The sequence below is a fragment of the Thermococcus sp. genome (assembly GCF_027012695.1).
Taxonomy (GTDB): Archaea; Methanobacteriota_B; Thermococci; order Thermococcales; family Thermococcaceae; genus Thermococcus.
In genome coordinates this window covers 1-15,084 of the sequence record NZ_JALUYR010000056.1, presented here as the reverse complement: position 1 = coordinate 15,084, position 15,084 = coordinate 1, and the positions used below count along the sequence as shown (strand labels likewise).

Below are 15,084 nucleotides of genomic sequence, written 5' to 3'. Positions count from 1 at the left end.
GCCGATCACCTCACGTCGCGACCCTCACGATGTAGAGGTTGTTCTGGTTCTGGAGTATGTCCGGGACGAAGATCGAGGGGACCCTGACTATGACGAGCAGCTGGGTGTTGGAATCGAGGGCGGCCAGTGCCGTTTCCTGCTCGAGGTTGAGAACCTTCCAGCCGTAGGCGTTGAGCTGGCTTCTCACCTGCTCGCTGGCCTGTATCTTGCCGGCGGCTATCGCCTTGAGTATCTCCCCGAGGTTGACGCTGTAGGAGTAGCTGGCCGAGGAACTCTGGCTCGCAGACTGGCTGGTGGTGTAGCTGTCGCTCGCCGAGGAGCTGTCGGATATCGAGGCCCCTCCGGGGGAAGCCGAGGTCGAGTGGCTCTCACTGTATGTGGTTGACGACGATCCGGAGGACGAGGAGGACTGACTCTGGGACTCACTGACCGAGATGGAGCCGCCCTGAACGGGAAGGAGGACGAGTTCGAAGTAGCCGTCGAAGGAGGTCGTGTTGCCGCGGATGTAGATCTTGATCCTGTCCCCTGGCGAGATGAAGGCGCCGTTGATGTTCCTCTTCGGAAGGACGAGCGAAAGCTCCACCCACTCGACCTTCATGACCTTGTACTCCATGAGCTCGCGATAGTCCAGTATTCCACCGAGGATGGCCTTTGCCTCCTGAATAGACACCATCTTCTTGGTCCCCTTGTACTCGAGGATGACGTCCTTGTGGCCCATCCTGGCGAGCTGGTCAATGCGCCAGAACTGGTAGTCCCTCCAGAGTTCGAGCAGGTAGGGGTCGGCCTTTATTGATTTAACCTCCTCGATGCTCCTGGCGGACATAACGCGGTTCTCGAGCTCCTTAAGGTATTTCACGGCCTTGCTCTTGAGGTCATCCGGGAGGGGCATCGAGAGAAGCGGCTGGAACTCCAGCTCGATTTCCTTTATCTTCTCCATCTTCGTGGCGTTAAGCTGCCGCTCCAGCTCAAGTTCCTTCATGCGCTGGAGACACTCGTTGTATTTTTTGAGGGCCGCTTCGTAGCTGGCCCTGACGTTTATCGCCTCCAGCTCCTCCACCGACTTCGCACTGAGTATCTGGTTGAGGAGGGCGGCCTTTATCTGGTTTACCTCCTTCGTACAGTTGGTGTTGTTGAAGACGTTCTCGTTGAAGTATGTGTTGACCTCGGCTATTTTTTTGGCGCGCAGGCTCGACAGTTCCTTTTCCTCCTTGTTCTGGAGGTAGGCGTAGGCCCCAACGGATACGGCAAGAACGATGAGCAGAATTATAGCGGATCCGATCAGGATTCTCCTCCTTCTCTCCCTGTCCCTTATGCTCCCCATCCTGCGGGGCTTCCTCGGGGGTTTCTTAACCGGAGGAGCGGACGTCCGGGGAACCTCCGTATCGGCGCTGGCCTTTCCCAGCTCCCTCAGACGGCGAATCTTCGCCTCGATATCCTCTGACACATTGAACACCACCATCGGGGTTATCATGAACAGTCTTGGAGCCGGATAGTTTTTGAACCCCAAGCTTTATTTAGATTTCGGTGAGCCGATGGAAAGGCTTGAAGCCCGGGTAATCGAGATAAGGGGAAAGTGCCCGGTTTTCAAACCGGGGGACAGGATAGTCATAGAAGGGCCGGAGATAAAGCTCGACGAGACCGATGCGATATGCACCCATGCCTTCGCCTCCCTGCTACCCTACATAGTTGCGCTGCGAAAGGGTATTAAACCGGGCGAACTGGGCCTCGGCAGAGGAGAGAAAGCTTACGTGCAGTGCCTCGACCCGGGGCCGCCCTACACGGACGGCGGGACGGTCATCTTCGAGATAACGGTGGTGCGAGATGAAGGCGAGAAAAGCCTGGAGAGTGGTGAGGGAGGCAATAGATGAGGCAGACCTTATAGTTGAGGTGGTTGACGCGAGAGACCCAATAGGAACTCGCAACAGGAAGCTTGAAAAACTCGCTAAGGAGAGCGGAAAACCCCTCCTAATAGTCATGAACAAGGCCGATTTAGTGCCGAAAAAGTGGGCGGAGGAGTACAAGCGGAAGAGCGAGGTGCCGGTGGTTTTCATAAGCGCGAGGGAGAGAAAGGGAACCGGAATCCTGCGGAAGGAAATCAAAAAGCTCGCGAGACCCCTCCTCGAGGAGCAGGAGAGGGTGAAGGTGGCCCTAATAGGCTACCCCAACGTTGGAAAGAGCACGATAATCAACACACTGAAGGGGAAGAAAGCGGTGAAAACGGCCCCAATACCCGGCTACACAAAGGGGAAACAGCTAATAAGGTTAAGCAAGAGGATATGGCTCCTCGACAGCCCTGGCGTCGTTCCAATAGATGATTTCGACGAACTCGTCATCAAAGGCGGCTTTCCGGCTGACAAGATAGAGGAACCGGTAAAACCGGCCCTGAAGCTCATCGGGAGAATCCTGGAGACGAGAAAGGAAGCGATAACCGAAAAGTTTGGCATAAAAGAGTTCGAGAGCGAGGAGGAGATACTGAGAAAGATCGGTGAGAGAAGGGGTCTTATAAAGTCGGGCGGAGAGGTTGATCTGGAGGAGACGGCGAGATGGTTCCTCCGCGAGTGGCAGACCGGAAGGTTTACACTCTTCGGGAAGGAGGAAGGGAAGAAGAACGAGTTCACCTGGGACTTCGAGGACGTGCTCGATGGCGTTGAGAAAGACCTGCTCCTCGACCCGAGGAGAATCCTGTGGAAGTACGGCGAAGAGCTGAGGGAGAAACTTGACAACCGGAAGCGCGTCGGGATCAGGGAGATAGAGGGTTTCACCGTTGGAATAGCGACCGGCTTCAAGAAGTGCGACTCCGCTTTGAAGTTCCTGGAGGAGCTGACCGGGAAGAGCGTTCTAGCGAGCGAGTGCTTCGGGAAGAAGTGGAAGGGAGCAATAGCGATTCTCGATTAAGCCCTCAAGGCTTTCACCACGTCAAGCTTTTTCATTACTTTCCTCACGATGAGAACCGTGAAGAGAGCATAGGCAACATAGAGGGCTGGAAACAACGGGAGAACCCTTAGGGCATCGCTAAGCGAGAGGTTGACAGGCAAGATTATGTTGCCGATGTAGTAACCCACACGGATTGCCGGCGCAAGAGCTAGGAGCGAACCAATGACTGCCGAAGGGACTGTTTTTGCTAAGAATTCGCGCTCAACGTGCGAATCCGGAATCCCTATGGCCTTCAGCGTTGCGTAAACCTTCTCATTACCCTCGATATCGAGGTAAACCAACGTAAAGATTGCAAAGACTCCCACGAGGAAGGTGACGAGCATAACCGTGTAAACTGGCGTTTTGAAGAGAACAAGGTTCTGCTCTGTCATTCTCCTGAGGTCGTCAAGCGTGTAGACTTTTAACCCCTGAGCTTCAAGCTCTTCCTTGACCTTCTCCGGGTCGCTTACTTTCATAAAGTCCCTCCTTGGCTCGAGGAAACCCTGCATTGGAAGGAAGAGGGCGCGATAGTTGTAGAAGAACATGTCACTTATTCCGACAACGCGATAGGTTCTGTTAACGCCGAGAATGTTCACCGTGATTATATCTCCAGCCTTGATGTGGAGCTTCCTCGCAAGGCCCACTTCAACGACCGCTTCATCGGGTCTCTCGAACCACCTTCCTTTGACGAGGGTTTTCCGAAAGATGCTCGTGTAGTTGAAGAAGTAAACCTCGGTGGTTATTCCGTTCACGCTCTGACCGCTCAGATAGCCCGCCTTTTCACCGGGAAGTTTTGATATCTTTTCGGGACTGCCGATTGCCAAGACGTTGAAGGGAGCGCTGAAGTGGGCGAGCTTCTCAACGCCAACGAGGGAAAAGTAGGCCGAGCTCGATGCCAGAAAGACTACGAAGAAAACAGTCAAGAACTTGAAGATAGAGGACCTCTTTGGAACGAAGCGCAAAGCATCTATCGTCCTAATCCGGGAGACGTAGAGGTAGGGCAGGGAAACCATGAGAACTATCGCCAGCATTATCAAAACGTCGAACTTGAGCGGATAGACGTAGTTCGGCTTTAGTGGCAGGGGAACGTTTATGAAAATGTTAAACGAACTTCCGAGAAGAATTCCGGGGAGGATCCCGGCGGTGTAGCCGAGGAGCGCGACTATCAGGTAATCGCCTACAAAGAGCGTGAAGACGAAGGAATCGGGAATGCCCAGGGCCTTAAGAACTCCGACCTCTCTCGTGTTGCTCCTGACGTGGGATATGGTTACGAGAACCTTGATAAGGAGCGCAGTTCCAAGGAGGAGGTAAAAGAAGCTCATGACGAAGTTCCTAACGTTCCTCAGCTCGTCCATGTAGGGAACGTGGCCGTTCCGATAAACGAGAAAGTAGCGAACCCTCGCGTGGCTCATCAGGAACTCGGCCAAAGCTTTAGTGTCGTTGCACCTCATGAAGGCGTAGAGGTTCTTGCCCCTATCCATCGTCAGGACTACCGGCTCACCCATGAGGTAGTAGTACGACCCTAACACGGTGTATGTTTTTCCGTTGATCTGGATTTTATCGCCCCGCTTAGCTTCAGGAAAGGCCAGAACGTAAACGCCTTCAGGTGAACTCTGAACCTTGGGAACATAAAAGCGTCCGTAGCCGATTAGAACGTCATACGTTTTTCCGTTCAGCTCAACCTTTCCGTTGTTGAAGTAGAGATAGTTGACGACCTCGTCAAAGCGGGTGAGGTTCTCAACGTTCACGCCTTGAACAACCAGCTCAACGTTTCCTATGTGCGAAAAGTCGTCGATGGCCTTGATGAAGCTTCCGATTCCCGAGAGGGTAAAGTTGATGCCGAGGCTCAGGAACGCGAAGATCAAGAAAACCGTTACGGCCCTTTTCTTCTCATGTTTAAGCTTTCTGAGGGTTGTTTTTAACCTCATGAACCTCACCGTCCCTGAGGGTTATCACAACGTCAGCAAAGCGGAAAAAGTCTCTCTCGTGGGTCGCCGCTATGACAGTAACTCCTTCCTCGCGGTTCACCTTCCTCAAAAGCTCCCAGATTCTAACTTTGTTCTCCCAGTCGAGGTTGGCCGTCGGCTCGTCGGCAAAGAGGTATCTTGGCCTGTTCGCTAAAGCTCTGGCTATAGCTACTCTCTGCATCTCGCCACCGCTCATGTGCTCGGGAAGTTTATTGGCTAGGTGCTCCGCGTTGACGAGTTTCAAAAGCTCCCTCGCCCTCGTCTCGGGGTTCTCAACCTTCTTTGAGTACTTCATCGGAAGCAGAACGTTCTCAAGGCCCGTAAGATAGGGCACGAGGTAGAAGAACTGAAAAACGATTCCAAAGTTTTCGAGGCGGTAACGCCTCAGCTCCTTCTCCTTCAGAGAATGAATCCTGACGCCGTCAACGAGAACCTCGCCAGAGGTAGGCCCGTCGATTCCGCTCAAGATGTTGAGGAGTGTCGTCTTACCGCTTCCCGAGGCGCCGGCGATAACGTAGAACCTCCCGTCCTCGAAGGTCAGGTTTATCCTCTTGAGGGCCGTAACGTTGCCGAACTCGTAGTGCTTGGTCAGGTTGCGAACCTCAATCACTCGTTATCACCTTACAAGCTAGAGTTAGATGAACTGAATTTAAAGTTTGTCCCGAGTTCGTGCGATTTTCAGGAAAACGAACGCCGAGAGCAGAGAAAGGCCAACCCTAATCGGCCCGGCGATCCTAAAGGCATCCCACCCGTAAGCGATTCCGAAGGCCCACCAAGGGTCCCATTCCACTATAAGAAGATACGCCAAGACAATCCCAGCAACGTTTCTCGTCTTCATGTAAACGAATGGGTAAAGGAGAACGAACAGGATTAGATCACCGAGTGGAGGCATCTTCCCCGCGTTGAAGTAGTAGCTGTCGTAAACGAAGAGAAAGAGCGGCGGAACGATCAGCCAGAGCCTTCCGCACGGAGCTAAAACCTCGATTGGGAAGGCCATGAAAAAGGAGAAAGTGTAAATGGCGAAGAGCAGGTAGGAGAGGAATACCAAGGCAACGGATGTTTGAACGTGAAAGCGTGAAAGCTCCCCGCTTGAAGCTGGAGGAGCGGACTCGGCAAAGAGAGGGCCGAGGCAAGTAGGAAGCTCCTCCAGATTTCTTCCCTTCTGAAGCCGAAGTCGGCCTTTATTCCCAGGGATTTTGAGATGAAAAGGACGAAGGCAAGGGTTAAGATCGAGAGAACGGCAACGCGGATGAGGAACTCAACCGTGTAGCTATCAACGAAAAGCGCCTTGAGACCGTAGAGAGTAAAATAGCCGAGGAGGAAAACCGTGAGAAGGAGAAAAAGCCTGCCCGGGCACGTATAAGTTCTTGGCAGGAACCTGCCTCTGGTTTCCATGAACTCCCCGTATTCCCTGCCCCAGTATTCCAGAAGTTCCCCCTCCTCCATCTTGGCGAGCCTTTCCCAGAGGGGACCATGAGGAGCGAGACAGCTATTCCGGGAACGCTGGCAAAGAAGAGGGCAATCCCAAAGCCGAGGAACAGGAAAGCCGAATAAAACGGATGCCTCACAAAGCGGTAGGGACCGTCCTTGAGGAGCTTCCCGAAGTCTTCATGCCTGTCGTGCTTTTTTGGAAAGAGTGAGTGGACGTAGACAGCTATCCCTCCGGAGACGAGCATAATGACCAAACCGACAAAGCGCATAAGCTCTCCGACCGTGCCCGTTATTGGGGGATAGTGGAAGCGCAGAGATAAGGGGAATCGTCGAGAAAACCAAAAAGACTAGCCTCCTGAAGCGCCAGGAGTTTCTCATGATGAAAAATTATTTACCAAGAATACTTAAGGCTTATGACCAAAGCCTTTTAAGAGATGCAAAAAAGCGCCAATCATGAGGCTAATTCTAACAACATCGAGGGGAATCGAAGATCTAGCCAGTGCTGAAGTTCGTTCACTGCTGGAGGAAATTGGAGTTTCGTTTCGAGTGGAGGAGAAACCGCTCGGCGTTGAAGGTCGCGTTTTAGCCGAGGTCGGCGAGGCCTTCTACACCGACGAGAAGGGAAGGAAGAGGGAGCTGAGCGTTGTCACTTATCTAAACGAGCGCTCAAGGCTCCTCCACAGGGTTATAGTTGAGATAGCGAGCGGGCGCTTTGAGGGGATAGGTGAAGATGAACCTGAAGTGGCCCTCGGGAAAATCGGGGATTTTGTGGCTTCCCTTCCAGTGGAGCGATTCGTAAAGGTGAGCGAGAGCTTCGCGGTAAGGTCTTTCCGGAAGGGAGAGCACAGGATAACGAGCGTTGATATAGCCAAAACCGTCGGGAAGGCAATATTCGAGCGCTTGGAGAGGTTTGGAAAGCCAAAGGTGAACCTCGACCACCCGGCCGTGATTTTTAGGGCTGAACTGATTGGAGAGGTATTTTTCCTAGGGATTGATACGACCGGAGATTCATCCCTCCACAAGAGGCCGTGGAGAGTTTACGACCATCCGGCACATCTGAAGGCGAGCATAGCGAACGCGCTCATAGAGCTGGCGAAACCCGATGGGGGTTCCTTCATAGACCCCTTCTGTGGCTCTGGAACGATTCCAATAGAGCTGGCCCTCAGGGGCTATGAAGGTAGAATAACCTGCCTCGAGAAGTACAGGAAGCACCTCCGCGGGGCGAAGATGAACGCCCTGAGCGCCGGCGTTTATAACAAGATAGAGTTCGTCCTCGGTGATGCCACAAAGCTCAGTGAGTACGTTGAGAGCGTTGACTTCGCCGTGAGCAATTTGCCCTACGGCCTCAAAATCGGAAGGAAGAGCATGATACCGGGGCTGTACTCGGAGTTCTTCAGCGAACTTGCCAGAGTCCTTGAGAAGCGCGGCGTCTTCATAACGACGGAGAAGAGGGCGATAGAGAAAGCTATGGAAGAGAACGGCTTCGAGATCAGGCATCACCGCTTAATCGGCCACGGCGGACTGATGGTTCATACGTACGTGATAGAATGAGGGACTACGGGCGCAGCTCGACAAAGTCGCTCAAGTCCCAAGCTAGAAAGCCGTTTTCCCCGAGCCGCTCCTTACCCTTAACTTTCCTCGCCACGAGACCATAGCTCTTCTCCCAGCCTTCCAATCCAATTAACTCACCCTTCCTTTCCAAGTCTTTGAGAACTCCCCGAGCTTTTCTCATGCTCAGGTCTTTCCACTTGATCTCCACGAGCAAAGCCCTCCTCTCCCGCTCGTTCAAAGCAACGATATCTATCTCTTCTCCTTTTCTCCACCATCTTCCGACCTTTGTAAAGCGGAAGGGCAGTCTTCCAGCCTTGTTGAGTTTAATCAAAAACTGCCTCGCGACGTCTTCGAATATCCCACCCAGATAGGCGTTGTACTCCTCGAGGAACTCCCCCCAGAAGTCGAGGCTCTCAAGCTCCACTTCATCCCTGTACCTCTCCACGAAGCGGAAGTAAAAGCCGATGTAGTTGTCGGCCATCTTATATCGGGTGTTCTTCGTCTTCGGAGGGGCCGTTATCGGTTTTACCTCTTTAAAAAGCCGAGCCTCTCAAGGACCTCGACGTACTTGAAGAGGTTCGAGCGGGGTATCCCTGTGAAGGTGCTTATCTCGTTGAAGCGCGTCTTTCCCTCCGCAACTGCTTTAAGAATTAGCTTGTAGACCTTCGGTTCCCTCAGCTCGCTCGAAAGGAGGAAATCCCCCTCAGCGTAGAGGAAGCCCTGCTTGCTGAAGGCGAGCCTTTTCAGGTCATCGAACCGGTTGAAAAGAACCAGATAAGCAGGGACCCCCCGGTTACGCCGTATATCTTTATCGCTTCCTCCAGGCCGACTCCGAGGAGCCTCCATGAGTTGAAGAAATCGAGGGGTTCGAGCCTTATCTGGCCGTCCCTCCTGCCGTAGAGAGGACTCTTCTGGCTCAGGACGTGCTCCTCCATCATGCCAACACTCGAACCGACGAGAATCAGGTGAAGCTCGGAGGTCCTTACAATCTCATCAACAATGTACTGAAACTCGCCGAGAACCCTCCTGTCGGACTGAATAAGGTAGGGAAACTCGTCTACCACAACCACTACCTTCCCTTTCTCGCTCAGGTACCTGAAAACGACTCCGGAGTGAGATAAGGGCTGGGGTACTTCTCAAGAACCGCCCCCCCGAAGCCCCTCAGGTTGTCGAGGTAGGTGCTGTTTCTGGCAAGATGATAGACGGCGGGCTTATCCTTAATGAACTCCTTCACCAGGCGGGTCTTACCGATCCTTCTCCTCCCATATATCGGGAGGAAAGAGTTGTCCCGTTCCCAAAGCTCCCCCCTGAAGGAGAGCTCACTTTCCCTGTCAACGAAAGTTATTGACATGGTATTATACTCGACCCATAACTATTTAGGGCTTTTGCCACAGACCATGAACTGAAAAACTTTAAAAGGAAGGGAGGTTTCCTTGAGGTCCCCGTACCTGTCCGCGAAGGCGCTCCAGGCCCTTCTGATAGTCCTCTCTCCATTGAGGGAGAAAAACAAAGGGCCGTATCATCGACCCTTGATCTCGATGTCAAGAACCGCCCTCCCATTCCCCGGATTTTTGATTATCACCTTCCACTTCCCCTTCGGAAGCTGAACGACGGTGTCTACCCTCCTTGTCTCTCCAAAATCCTTCAGGACGCCGCCGTCCCCGACTATTTTAACCTCAACGGGAACGTTCGAGCTTACCTTGACCGTCAGGTTTGCGGGGCCGCTGAAGGCATAGCTGAGCGAGTCTCCCGGGGAGAGGGTTTTCCCCCTGGAGTAGACGAAGTTTCCTCCCTCGATGCAGCCGGCCGAGAGAACCGCCGCAATCAAAAGAATGGCAAACACCGCAGAGCGTCCCCTCATCATACCACCAGACAAAGTCAGGAGAGAAGAACTTAAAAAAGTTTCTCAGCAGAGTATCGAACCCTCCGCCAGAACGTCGAACTCGACCCTTCCTATGCCTTCTATCCACGCCTCGACTTTATCGCCGTGCCTTAGCGGGCCAACTCCAGCCGGCGTGCCGGTAGATATTATATCACCGGGTTCGAGCGTCATTATCAAGCTTATGTATTCAATCAGCTCTGGAACCTTGAATATCATTTCGCTCGTCCTTCCGAGCTGTCTTATCTGATCGTTCACCTTCAGGCCGATTTCAAGATTCGAAATGTCGAGCTCCCTCCTATCAACGATTCTCGGCCCAACGGGTGCGAAGGTGTCGAAGCCTTTCGCAACAGTCCAGGGAAGTCCCTTTTTTCTCGCCTCAGCTTGGAGATCGCGAGCTGTGATGTCGAGGAGAATCGTGTAGCCGAGAACGTAGTCCATCGCCTTCTCCTCCGGGACGCGCTTTGCACGTCTCCCTATTATCACAGCCAGCTCGACCTCGTGGTCAACCCTTTTACTCATTCTTGGGAGGATTATGGGCTCTCCGGGACCGATTAAGGCCGAATGTGGTTTCAGGAAGAAGACTGGCCTCTCGGGAACGTCGCTCTCCATTTCCCTCGCGTGTTCGACATAGTTTTTGGCCAAAGCAACGATTTTGCTCGGCCTCACATCGTAATGAGTATCGCGGAACGGTAGCCTGACCATCCCCAACACCGTATCTAGTTAGAACCGAGGGTTATAAAGCGCTCGCAAATGATAATAACCCTCAGAGCAACTTCCAACGGTGGGCATCATGAGGCTCGTCGTTCTCAGTGAAAGGGGAAGTGCACTGGCCCTCGCGTTCATGGTAGTGTTCATGGCAGTCTTCCTGGCGATGTTCGGCTTTATGTTGCTCAACGTTCCAGGGGGCAGCGTTTTCATCCTCGGCTTCTCCGCCTTCTTCATGGCGACGATGCTCTTTGGGGTTTACGCCCTGCTCAGAAAGAGACGGGAATACAGGAGAGCCCAAAACTTCGCGGAGATGGTGAGCTTCTCGGATTCTGGAGTCTCCTTCCAGGAGGGCCGGGAGTTCGAGATCGGGAGGCTCGAGATGAGGGGCTACTGGGTCGGGAGCGGAAGAAACAGGAGCTACCACGTTGAGAGGAAGTTCATCCCCGGGGAGAAGGGTGTGGGGTCGAGCATTCCCTTCCCCAGTGAGGGGTTTCGGGTAACTGTCGCGGGGGACGGAACCGGGGAGGTGAGCGTCCCGGCGGTGAGGATAAGGGACGAGCCCTATAAGGGCATCCTGCTGCTCTTCTTCACTGACGAGGGAGCGGTTAGGGGTTCGGGAACTATTACACTTGCCGTTGATGAGGACTCGGCGCAGGTAAGCTTCAGGGGAGATGGAAAGTTTATCACGGGGAGTGTGTACTCAGAGCTAAGGAAAGCGAGAGGAGTTAAAGTCACCATAGGGGCGGAGGGCTTCTCCCATGAGAGGGTCATTGGAAGGGGGAGATCGTTCGAGTTCAGGAAGAGGATGCTCCCAAAGGAGAAGGTTGTCATGGTGGGAACCTATGGAACGGTGACGCCGAAGATGGTTCTGAGCAGCCTCGGCGACGGCACCGTCGTCATGGGGCACGGCGAGTTCATCATACGGGGGATCCTCGACGTACCGCTGAGGCCCGACGTCAGGGCCGGGGAGACCTTCACGGTCGAGCTGGAGGGAGGAAAAGAAGAAAAGGAGTTCGAGGAGGAGTGGAGCGTGTTTTAGCCCCTAGTTGACCTCCACCCGTATCCCCTCTACCTCGAACTTCCGGTTTATGTTCGCCATCCACTCATCCGGGTCAATTACTATCATCACCGGCTTTGCCTCCAGCGTAATATCCGCGCTTCCAAGACCCTTCTCCACTCTGACGGTTATGTCCATGAACTTGGCATTCTCCGTAACCACTCTAACCTGAACGGGCATCGTGAAGTTGCTCCTGTCAACGAGTTTAAAGACGAGCCTGTACGAACCACTCTCGTTGGTCACGGCAAGGTTCTCAACGGTGTAGTCCGGTAGCAACGTTGAATTGAACCATTCGCTGAAGAACCAGTCGAGGTCTTCCCCAGAAACGTTCTCAAAAATCTCCTCAAGATCGGTCAGGCCACACTCTGTCCCATGGCACCGTATCAAGGCCTCGTGAAGTCCTTTATAGAACGTTTCGTCGCCGAGGACGAACTGGAGGGAACGGAGGGCAAATGCTCCTTTAGTGTAAAGCACCGTGGATACGTTGAGCTTCCTCAAATCCAGCAGGTTCCCGGACATGGCATCGTGGATCGAGATCGACCTCCCGTATTGGATGATGAACTTTTCATTTAGCTCCAGGTACGTATTAAAGCGACCAGGTACGATACGCCTCAGGGCAAGGGACTGAAGGTAGGAGGCAAGACCTTCGTTGAAATACTTGAAATCCGCGTATCCTGCGAACCAGATGTGGGCAAGCTCGTGCGGTATGGAGCCGGTTCTCTTGCGGACGATTAGCTCGATACCACGCCTCTCACCTATGACAACCGAGTTGGTGCCGTCTATCATAAAGGAGCCCGTGAAGTCGGGGTTAATCGCTAGATGTATGTCGCTAAAGGGCCTGACTCCAGTGACATTGACGTAGGTTTCAACGGATAAGTTTATGATCCTCTCCAAGTACACCCAGTAGCGCGGGCTGTACTGTCCATAGGGGATATAAACCGTCACGTTAATGCCCGCCGCGGGGACTTTCTCGACGACCACCGGGCCGTCGTTGATGAAGGAACCAAAGAGGAGTTGAAGGAGCTTTTCTCCCTTCAGCGTTCCAGAACCGTTGAAGGCCCCAAAGCCGGGCACCACAAGGGTGTAGCCCTCGGGCAGGGAGTAAGTCATGTTGAGACCCACCGGCTCGGCCCCAATATCCCACCATGTGAGGGGCGAACCCGCGTACTGCTCTGGCATGTCGAGAAAGACCGGGTATTTCAGCGAGTACTCTACCTCCCCACGGAGGTCTTTCCTCGATGAGTTGAAGCGTATCTCATAGACGGTTAAATAGCTCCGTGTTATCGGACGTCCAAAAGCCTCCTCAAAGAAAATCCTGCTCCCGCTGAGACGGGAAAGGTCAACGGGGACACCCTCAATCGTCAGGTTGAGCCTCAGAACATCGGGGTCGTCGGGAACGCCGGTGAGGGCAAGATAGATGACGTTCTCCGAGACGTTTGAAAGAACAAAGTCGTAACGGCCCCTGATCCTGCTCCCATTGTACTCGATGGTGAGGTTCCCCCATTGGATCGCGGTGGGGGAGTAGATGTTCTCGAGGAGCGGACCGCCCTCGTCCATGCCCAGGTTTTCTACGATTGGGTTTTCGGGGTAGATTACAGAGAAATCCGGGGATTTCGCTGGATTTTCGGTCGTCAATGGGCTGGAAGATGCAGTGTTCGTCCGGGAAGTGCCCCCCAGACAGCCGCTCACGAGAACCACGAGGATAAGAAGGAGCGCCAAAAGGGCCTTCCGCATTTTTACCCACCAGTAGAAGTTAAACCCCTAGAAGTATAAAAAGGTTTTGAGAAGGAAGATTAAAAATCAGCTTCAGTCCTTCAACGCCTCCGGTATTGCCTTGTCCCACTGCTCCCTGGCCAGTTCTCCGGTGTACTTGAAATTATCTACCAGTTTCTCGGCCTTTTTACGCCTCTCCTGGTGCTCCTTCAGGAACTTCTGGACGCGCTCGATAAGCTCACGCTTGCACTGGCCGCAGAGGAGTTCTCCACTCTTGCACGCCCTATAGCGCTCCATGAGCTTCTCGTCGTCGGGCTCGAAGAATATCTCGAACCACTTGAAGACGACGCACTTCTCAGGTTCTCCTCCTTTCTCCCTCTGCTCCTTCGCTGTGGCCCTTCCGCCCGTTAATGCGAACTTCCATATCTTCTTACCGGCTTCCTCAGGATCGTCGGTGAGGTAGACAGCCGTTTCCGGTTTAGAAGCGCTCATCTTGCCCTCCAGACCGGTTAGGGGTGGGAAAAACTTCGAGTGGAGTGCCGCAGCTTTGTAGTAACCGAGACTCTCCGCGAAGTCCCTCTGAAGTCTCCAATAGGGGTCCTGGTCTATGGCCGCTGGAATTAAACAGCGCTTCTTCTCGAAGAACGTTGGAGCGGCCTGTATCGCAGGATAGAATATCATTCCTATCTTGCTCTGCTCGTTGAAGCCGAAAACCGCTTTTGCCATGGAGAAGTTGATCTTTTTTGCTATCGGAAGGGCCATCTCATAGATCTTGGTGAACTCGCTGTTCTGGAAGATGAAGGTTTTATCCGGGTCGAAGCCGACCGCTATGATGTCGAGAATGTTCTCATAGGCCCAGCGCTTGGTTTCTTCCAGGGTTAGCTTCTCCTTGAAGAGGAACTTCTCATCGTCGGTTATCTGGATGTAGAGGTTAACGTTAAACTTCTCCTGGAGCCATTTGGTCGCGTAGAAGGGAATGATGTGGCCTATGTGCATCGGACCGCTCGGACCCCTACCTGTATAGAGGAAGAAGCCCCTCCCGCTCTCGTAGTCGGCCAAAACCTTGTCGTAGTCCCTGTGGGAGAAGAAAAAGCGCCTCCTGAAGAATATCGGGAGCTCGCCCCCGGTGAGCTTTGCGGTTTTCTCTATCAACTCCTCCGTCAGCGGACTCGTCCCAAACTGTTCGATCAGCCTTTCGTAGTCCACGACTCCCTCAACGTCCCAGGGGGTAACCTTAAACTCCAATTCCAACACCTCCGTTTCCAGTGGAAATGAAACTCCGAACTAAGGCGGAGTAGAAGAGAGGTTCACCAGAGCCAAAAACGACCACCGCGCATGGGTGTAAAGAAGGAGGAAGAGATTTAAAGTTTTGGGTCATCAGGGTAGCGGTGGGAACATGAAGGCGGTCGTGCTGGGTTCGGGTTCGTACAGCGGACGCCGAAACCGCTCTGCAGCTGCGAGAACTGTTTAAGGGCAAGGATTAACCCCGCTCTAAGGAGAACGAGGTTTTCGTTCTACTTCGAGGGAACCCTTATTGATCCGAGTCCAGACTTACACTACCACCTCGAGAGGCTGAACAAAAAAGTTGAGGGGATCTTCATAACCCACGCCCACTTTGACCACATAGCGGGCTTTCCAGAGCTTCAGGTTTTTAAGGAACTGGATGTCTACTCCCACGGGCAGGGCGTTGAGGTGGCAAAGCGCTTGGCTTCGCTCTTCCTCGGAGGTGCCGCCCCCGAAAACAGGGAATGGCGTTATCACGGACTTCCGTTCAACGAGTGGGTCGAGCTTGACGGGATAAGGGTCTTCCACTTCAGAACGGTTCACCGCTCGATAGAGAACTCCGGCGGCTTCGTCTTCGA

General features: G+C 53.4%; 18 protein-coding genes and 1 pseudogene. 5 read left to right on the top strand and 14 right to left on the bottom strand.

Annotated features, from left to right (window positions below; all coding sequences use genetic code 11):
* Positions 1-10: 10 nt before the first annotated feature.
* Entirely contained in the window at positions 11-1,471 is a 1,461-nt protein-coding gene (locus tag MV985_RS04670) for a DUF515 domain-containing protein (protein ID WP_297463693.1), read from the bottom strand.
* Positions 1,472-1,532: 61 nt separating this feature from the next.
* Between MV985_RS04670 and MV985_RS04665 the strand changes: the two genes are divergently transcribed.
* Together MV985_RS04665 and MV985_RS04660 are read left to right on the top strand one after the other, a co-directional pair.
* Positions 1,533-1,868 (top strand): TIGR04076 family protein, encoded by a 336-nt coding sequence (locus MV985_RS04665; protein ID WP_297463692.1) that lies wholly within the window; start codon positions 1,533-1,535, stop codon positions 1,866-1,868.
* Entirely contained in the window at positions 1,822-2,895 is a 1,074-nt protein-coding gene (locus MV985_RS04660; protein ID WP_297463691.1) for a GTPase, read from the top strand. Before MV985_RS04665 ends, MV985_RS04660 begins: the two co-directional genes overlap by 47 nt.
* Here the strand turns inward: MV985_RS04660 and MV985_RS04655 are convergent.
* The 5 genes and pseudogenes from MV985_RS04655 to MV985_RS10155 form a co-directional block, all read right to left on the bottom strand.
* Complete coding sequence (locus tag MV985_RS04655) at positions 2,892-4,841, bottom strand: FtsX-like permease family protein (protein WP_297463689.1); 1,950 nt, start codon at positions 4,839-4,841, stop codon at positions 2,892-2,894. The two genes, MV985_RS04660 and MV985_RS04655, sit on opposite strands and share 4 nt — an antisense overlap.
* On the bottom strand, positions 4,810-5,490 hold the full coding sequence (locus tag MV985_RS04650) for an ABC transporter ATP-binding protein (RefSeq protein WP_297463687.1): 681 nt from the start codon (positions 5,488-5,490) through the stop codon (positions 4,810-4,812). The genes MV985_RS04655 and MV985_RS04650 overlap by 32 nt, the downstream gene beginning before the upstream one ends.
* Positions 5,491-5,529: 39 nt before the next feature.
* Positions 5,530-5,877 (bottom strand): hypothetical protein, encoded by a 348-nt coding sequence (locus tag MV985_RS04645; protein ID WP_297463685.1) that lies wholly within the window; start codon positions 5,875-5,877, stop codon positions 5,530-5,532.
* A complete protein-coding gene (locus MV985_RS04640) occupies positions 5,853-6,326 on the bottom strand; it encodes a hypothetical protein (protein ID WP_297463683.1) in 474 nt (157 codons plus the stop codon). Before MV985_RS04640 ends, MV985_RS04645 begins: the two co-directional genes overlap by 25 nt.
* Positions 6,327-6,361: 35 nt before the next feature.
* Positions 6,362-6,580: pseudogene (locus MV985_RS10155) on the bottom strand (methyltransferase); the annotation flags it as partial.
* Between the two features lie 184 nt (positions 6,581-6,764).
* Here MV985_RS10155 and trm14 point away from each other — a divergent pair.
* Positions 6,765-7,862 (top strand): tRNA (guanine(6)-N2)-methyltransferase, encoded by a 1,098-nt coding sequence (gene trm14 / locus MV985_RS04635; protein WP_297463681.1) that lies wholly within the window; start codon positions 6,765-6,767, stop codon positions 7,860-7,862.
* A 4-nt stretch (positions 7,863-7,866) separates the two neighbouring features.
* Here the strand turns inward: trm14 and MV985_RS04630 are convergent, their stop codons facing one another.
* The 6 genes from MV985_RS04630 to MV985_RS04605 all read right to left on the bottom strand — a co-directional run bounded on the left by MV985_RS04630 (position 7,867) and on the right by MV985_RS04605 (position 10,446).
* On the bottom strand, positions 7,867-8,343 hold the full coding sequence (locus tag MV985_RS04630; protein ID WP_297463680.1) for a DUF234 domain-containing protein: 477 nt from the start codon (positions 8,341-8,343) through the stop codon (positions 7,867-7,869).
* A 44-nt stretch (positions 8,344-8,387) separates the two neighbouring features.
* A complete protein-coding gene (locus MV985_RS04625; RefSeq protein WP_297463679.1) occupies positions 8,388-8,708 on the bottom strand; it encodes a helix-turn-helix domain-containing protein in 321 nt (106 codons plus the stop codon).
* Positions 8,606-8,932, bottom strand: a complete 327-nt coding sequence (locus MV985_RS04620; protein WP_297463677.1) for an ATP-binding protein — start codon at positions 8,930-8,932, stop codon at positions 8,606-8,608. Before MV985_RS04620 ends, MV985_RS04625 begins: the two co-directional genes overlap by 103 nt.
* Positions 8,933-8,949: 17 nt before the next feature.
* Positions 8,950-9,213 carry an ATP-binding protein gene (locus MV985_RS04615; RefSeq protein ID WP_297463675.1) on the bottom strand — a complete coding sequence of 88 codons (264 nt, stop codon included), beginning with the start codon at positions 9,211-9,213 and terminating at the stop codon, positions 8,950-8,952.
* 168 nt (positions 9,214-9,381) lie between these two features.
* Positions 9,382-9,723, bottom strand: coding sequence for a hypothetical protein (locus MV985_RS04610; protein ID WP_297463673.1), 342 nt, complete (start codon positions 9,721-9,723; stop codon positions 9,382-9,384).
* Positions 9,724-9,768: 45 nt separating this feature from the next.
* A complete protein-coding gene (locus tag MV985_RS04605) occupies positions 9,769-10,446 on the bottom strand; it encodes a fumarylacetoacetate hydrolase family protein (protein ID WP_297463671.1) in 678 nt (225 codons plus the stop codon).
* An 88-nt stretch (positions 10,447-10,534) separates the two neighbouring features.
* Here MV985_RS04605 and MV985_RS04600 point away from each other — a divergent pair, with 88 nt between their 5' ends.
* On the top strand, positions 10,535-11,491 hold the full coding sequence (locus MV985_RS04600) for a hypothetical protein (protein ID WP_297463707.1): 957 nt from the start codon (positions 10,535-10,537) through the stop codon (positions 11,489-11,491).
* Positions 11,492-11,494: 3 nt separating this feature from the next.
* Here the strand turns inward: MV985_RS04600 and MV985_RS04595 are convergent, their stop codons facing one another.
* The gene (locus MV985_RS04595; RefSeq protein WP_297463669.1) at positions 11,495-13,243 is read right to left on the bottom strand and encodes a M1 family aminopeptidase; all 1,749 of its coding nucleotides are present in this window, start codon (positions 13,241-13,243) and stop codon (positions 11,495-11,497) included.
* Positions 13,244-13,315: 72 nt separating this feature from the next.
* A complete protein-coding gene (locus MV985_RS04590) occupies positions 13,316-14,473 on the bottom strand; it encodes a tryptophan--tRNA ligase (RefSeq protein ID WP_297463667.1) in 1,158 nt (385 codons plus the stop codon).
* 228 nt (positions 14,474-14,701) lie between these two features.
* On the opposite strand from MV985_RS04590, the gene MV985_RS04585 reads away from it, so the two are divergent.
* The coding region (locus tag MV985_RS04585) for an MBL fold metallo-hydrolase (protein ID WP_366085205.1) at positions 14,702-15,084 on the top strand (383 nt) is incomplete at its 3' end.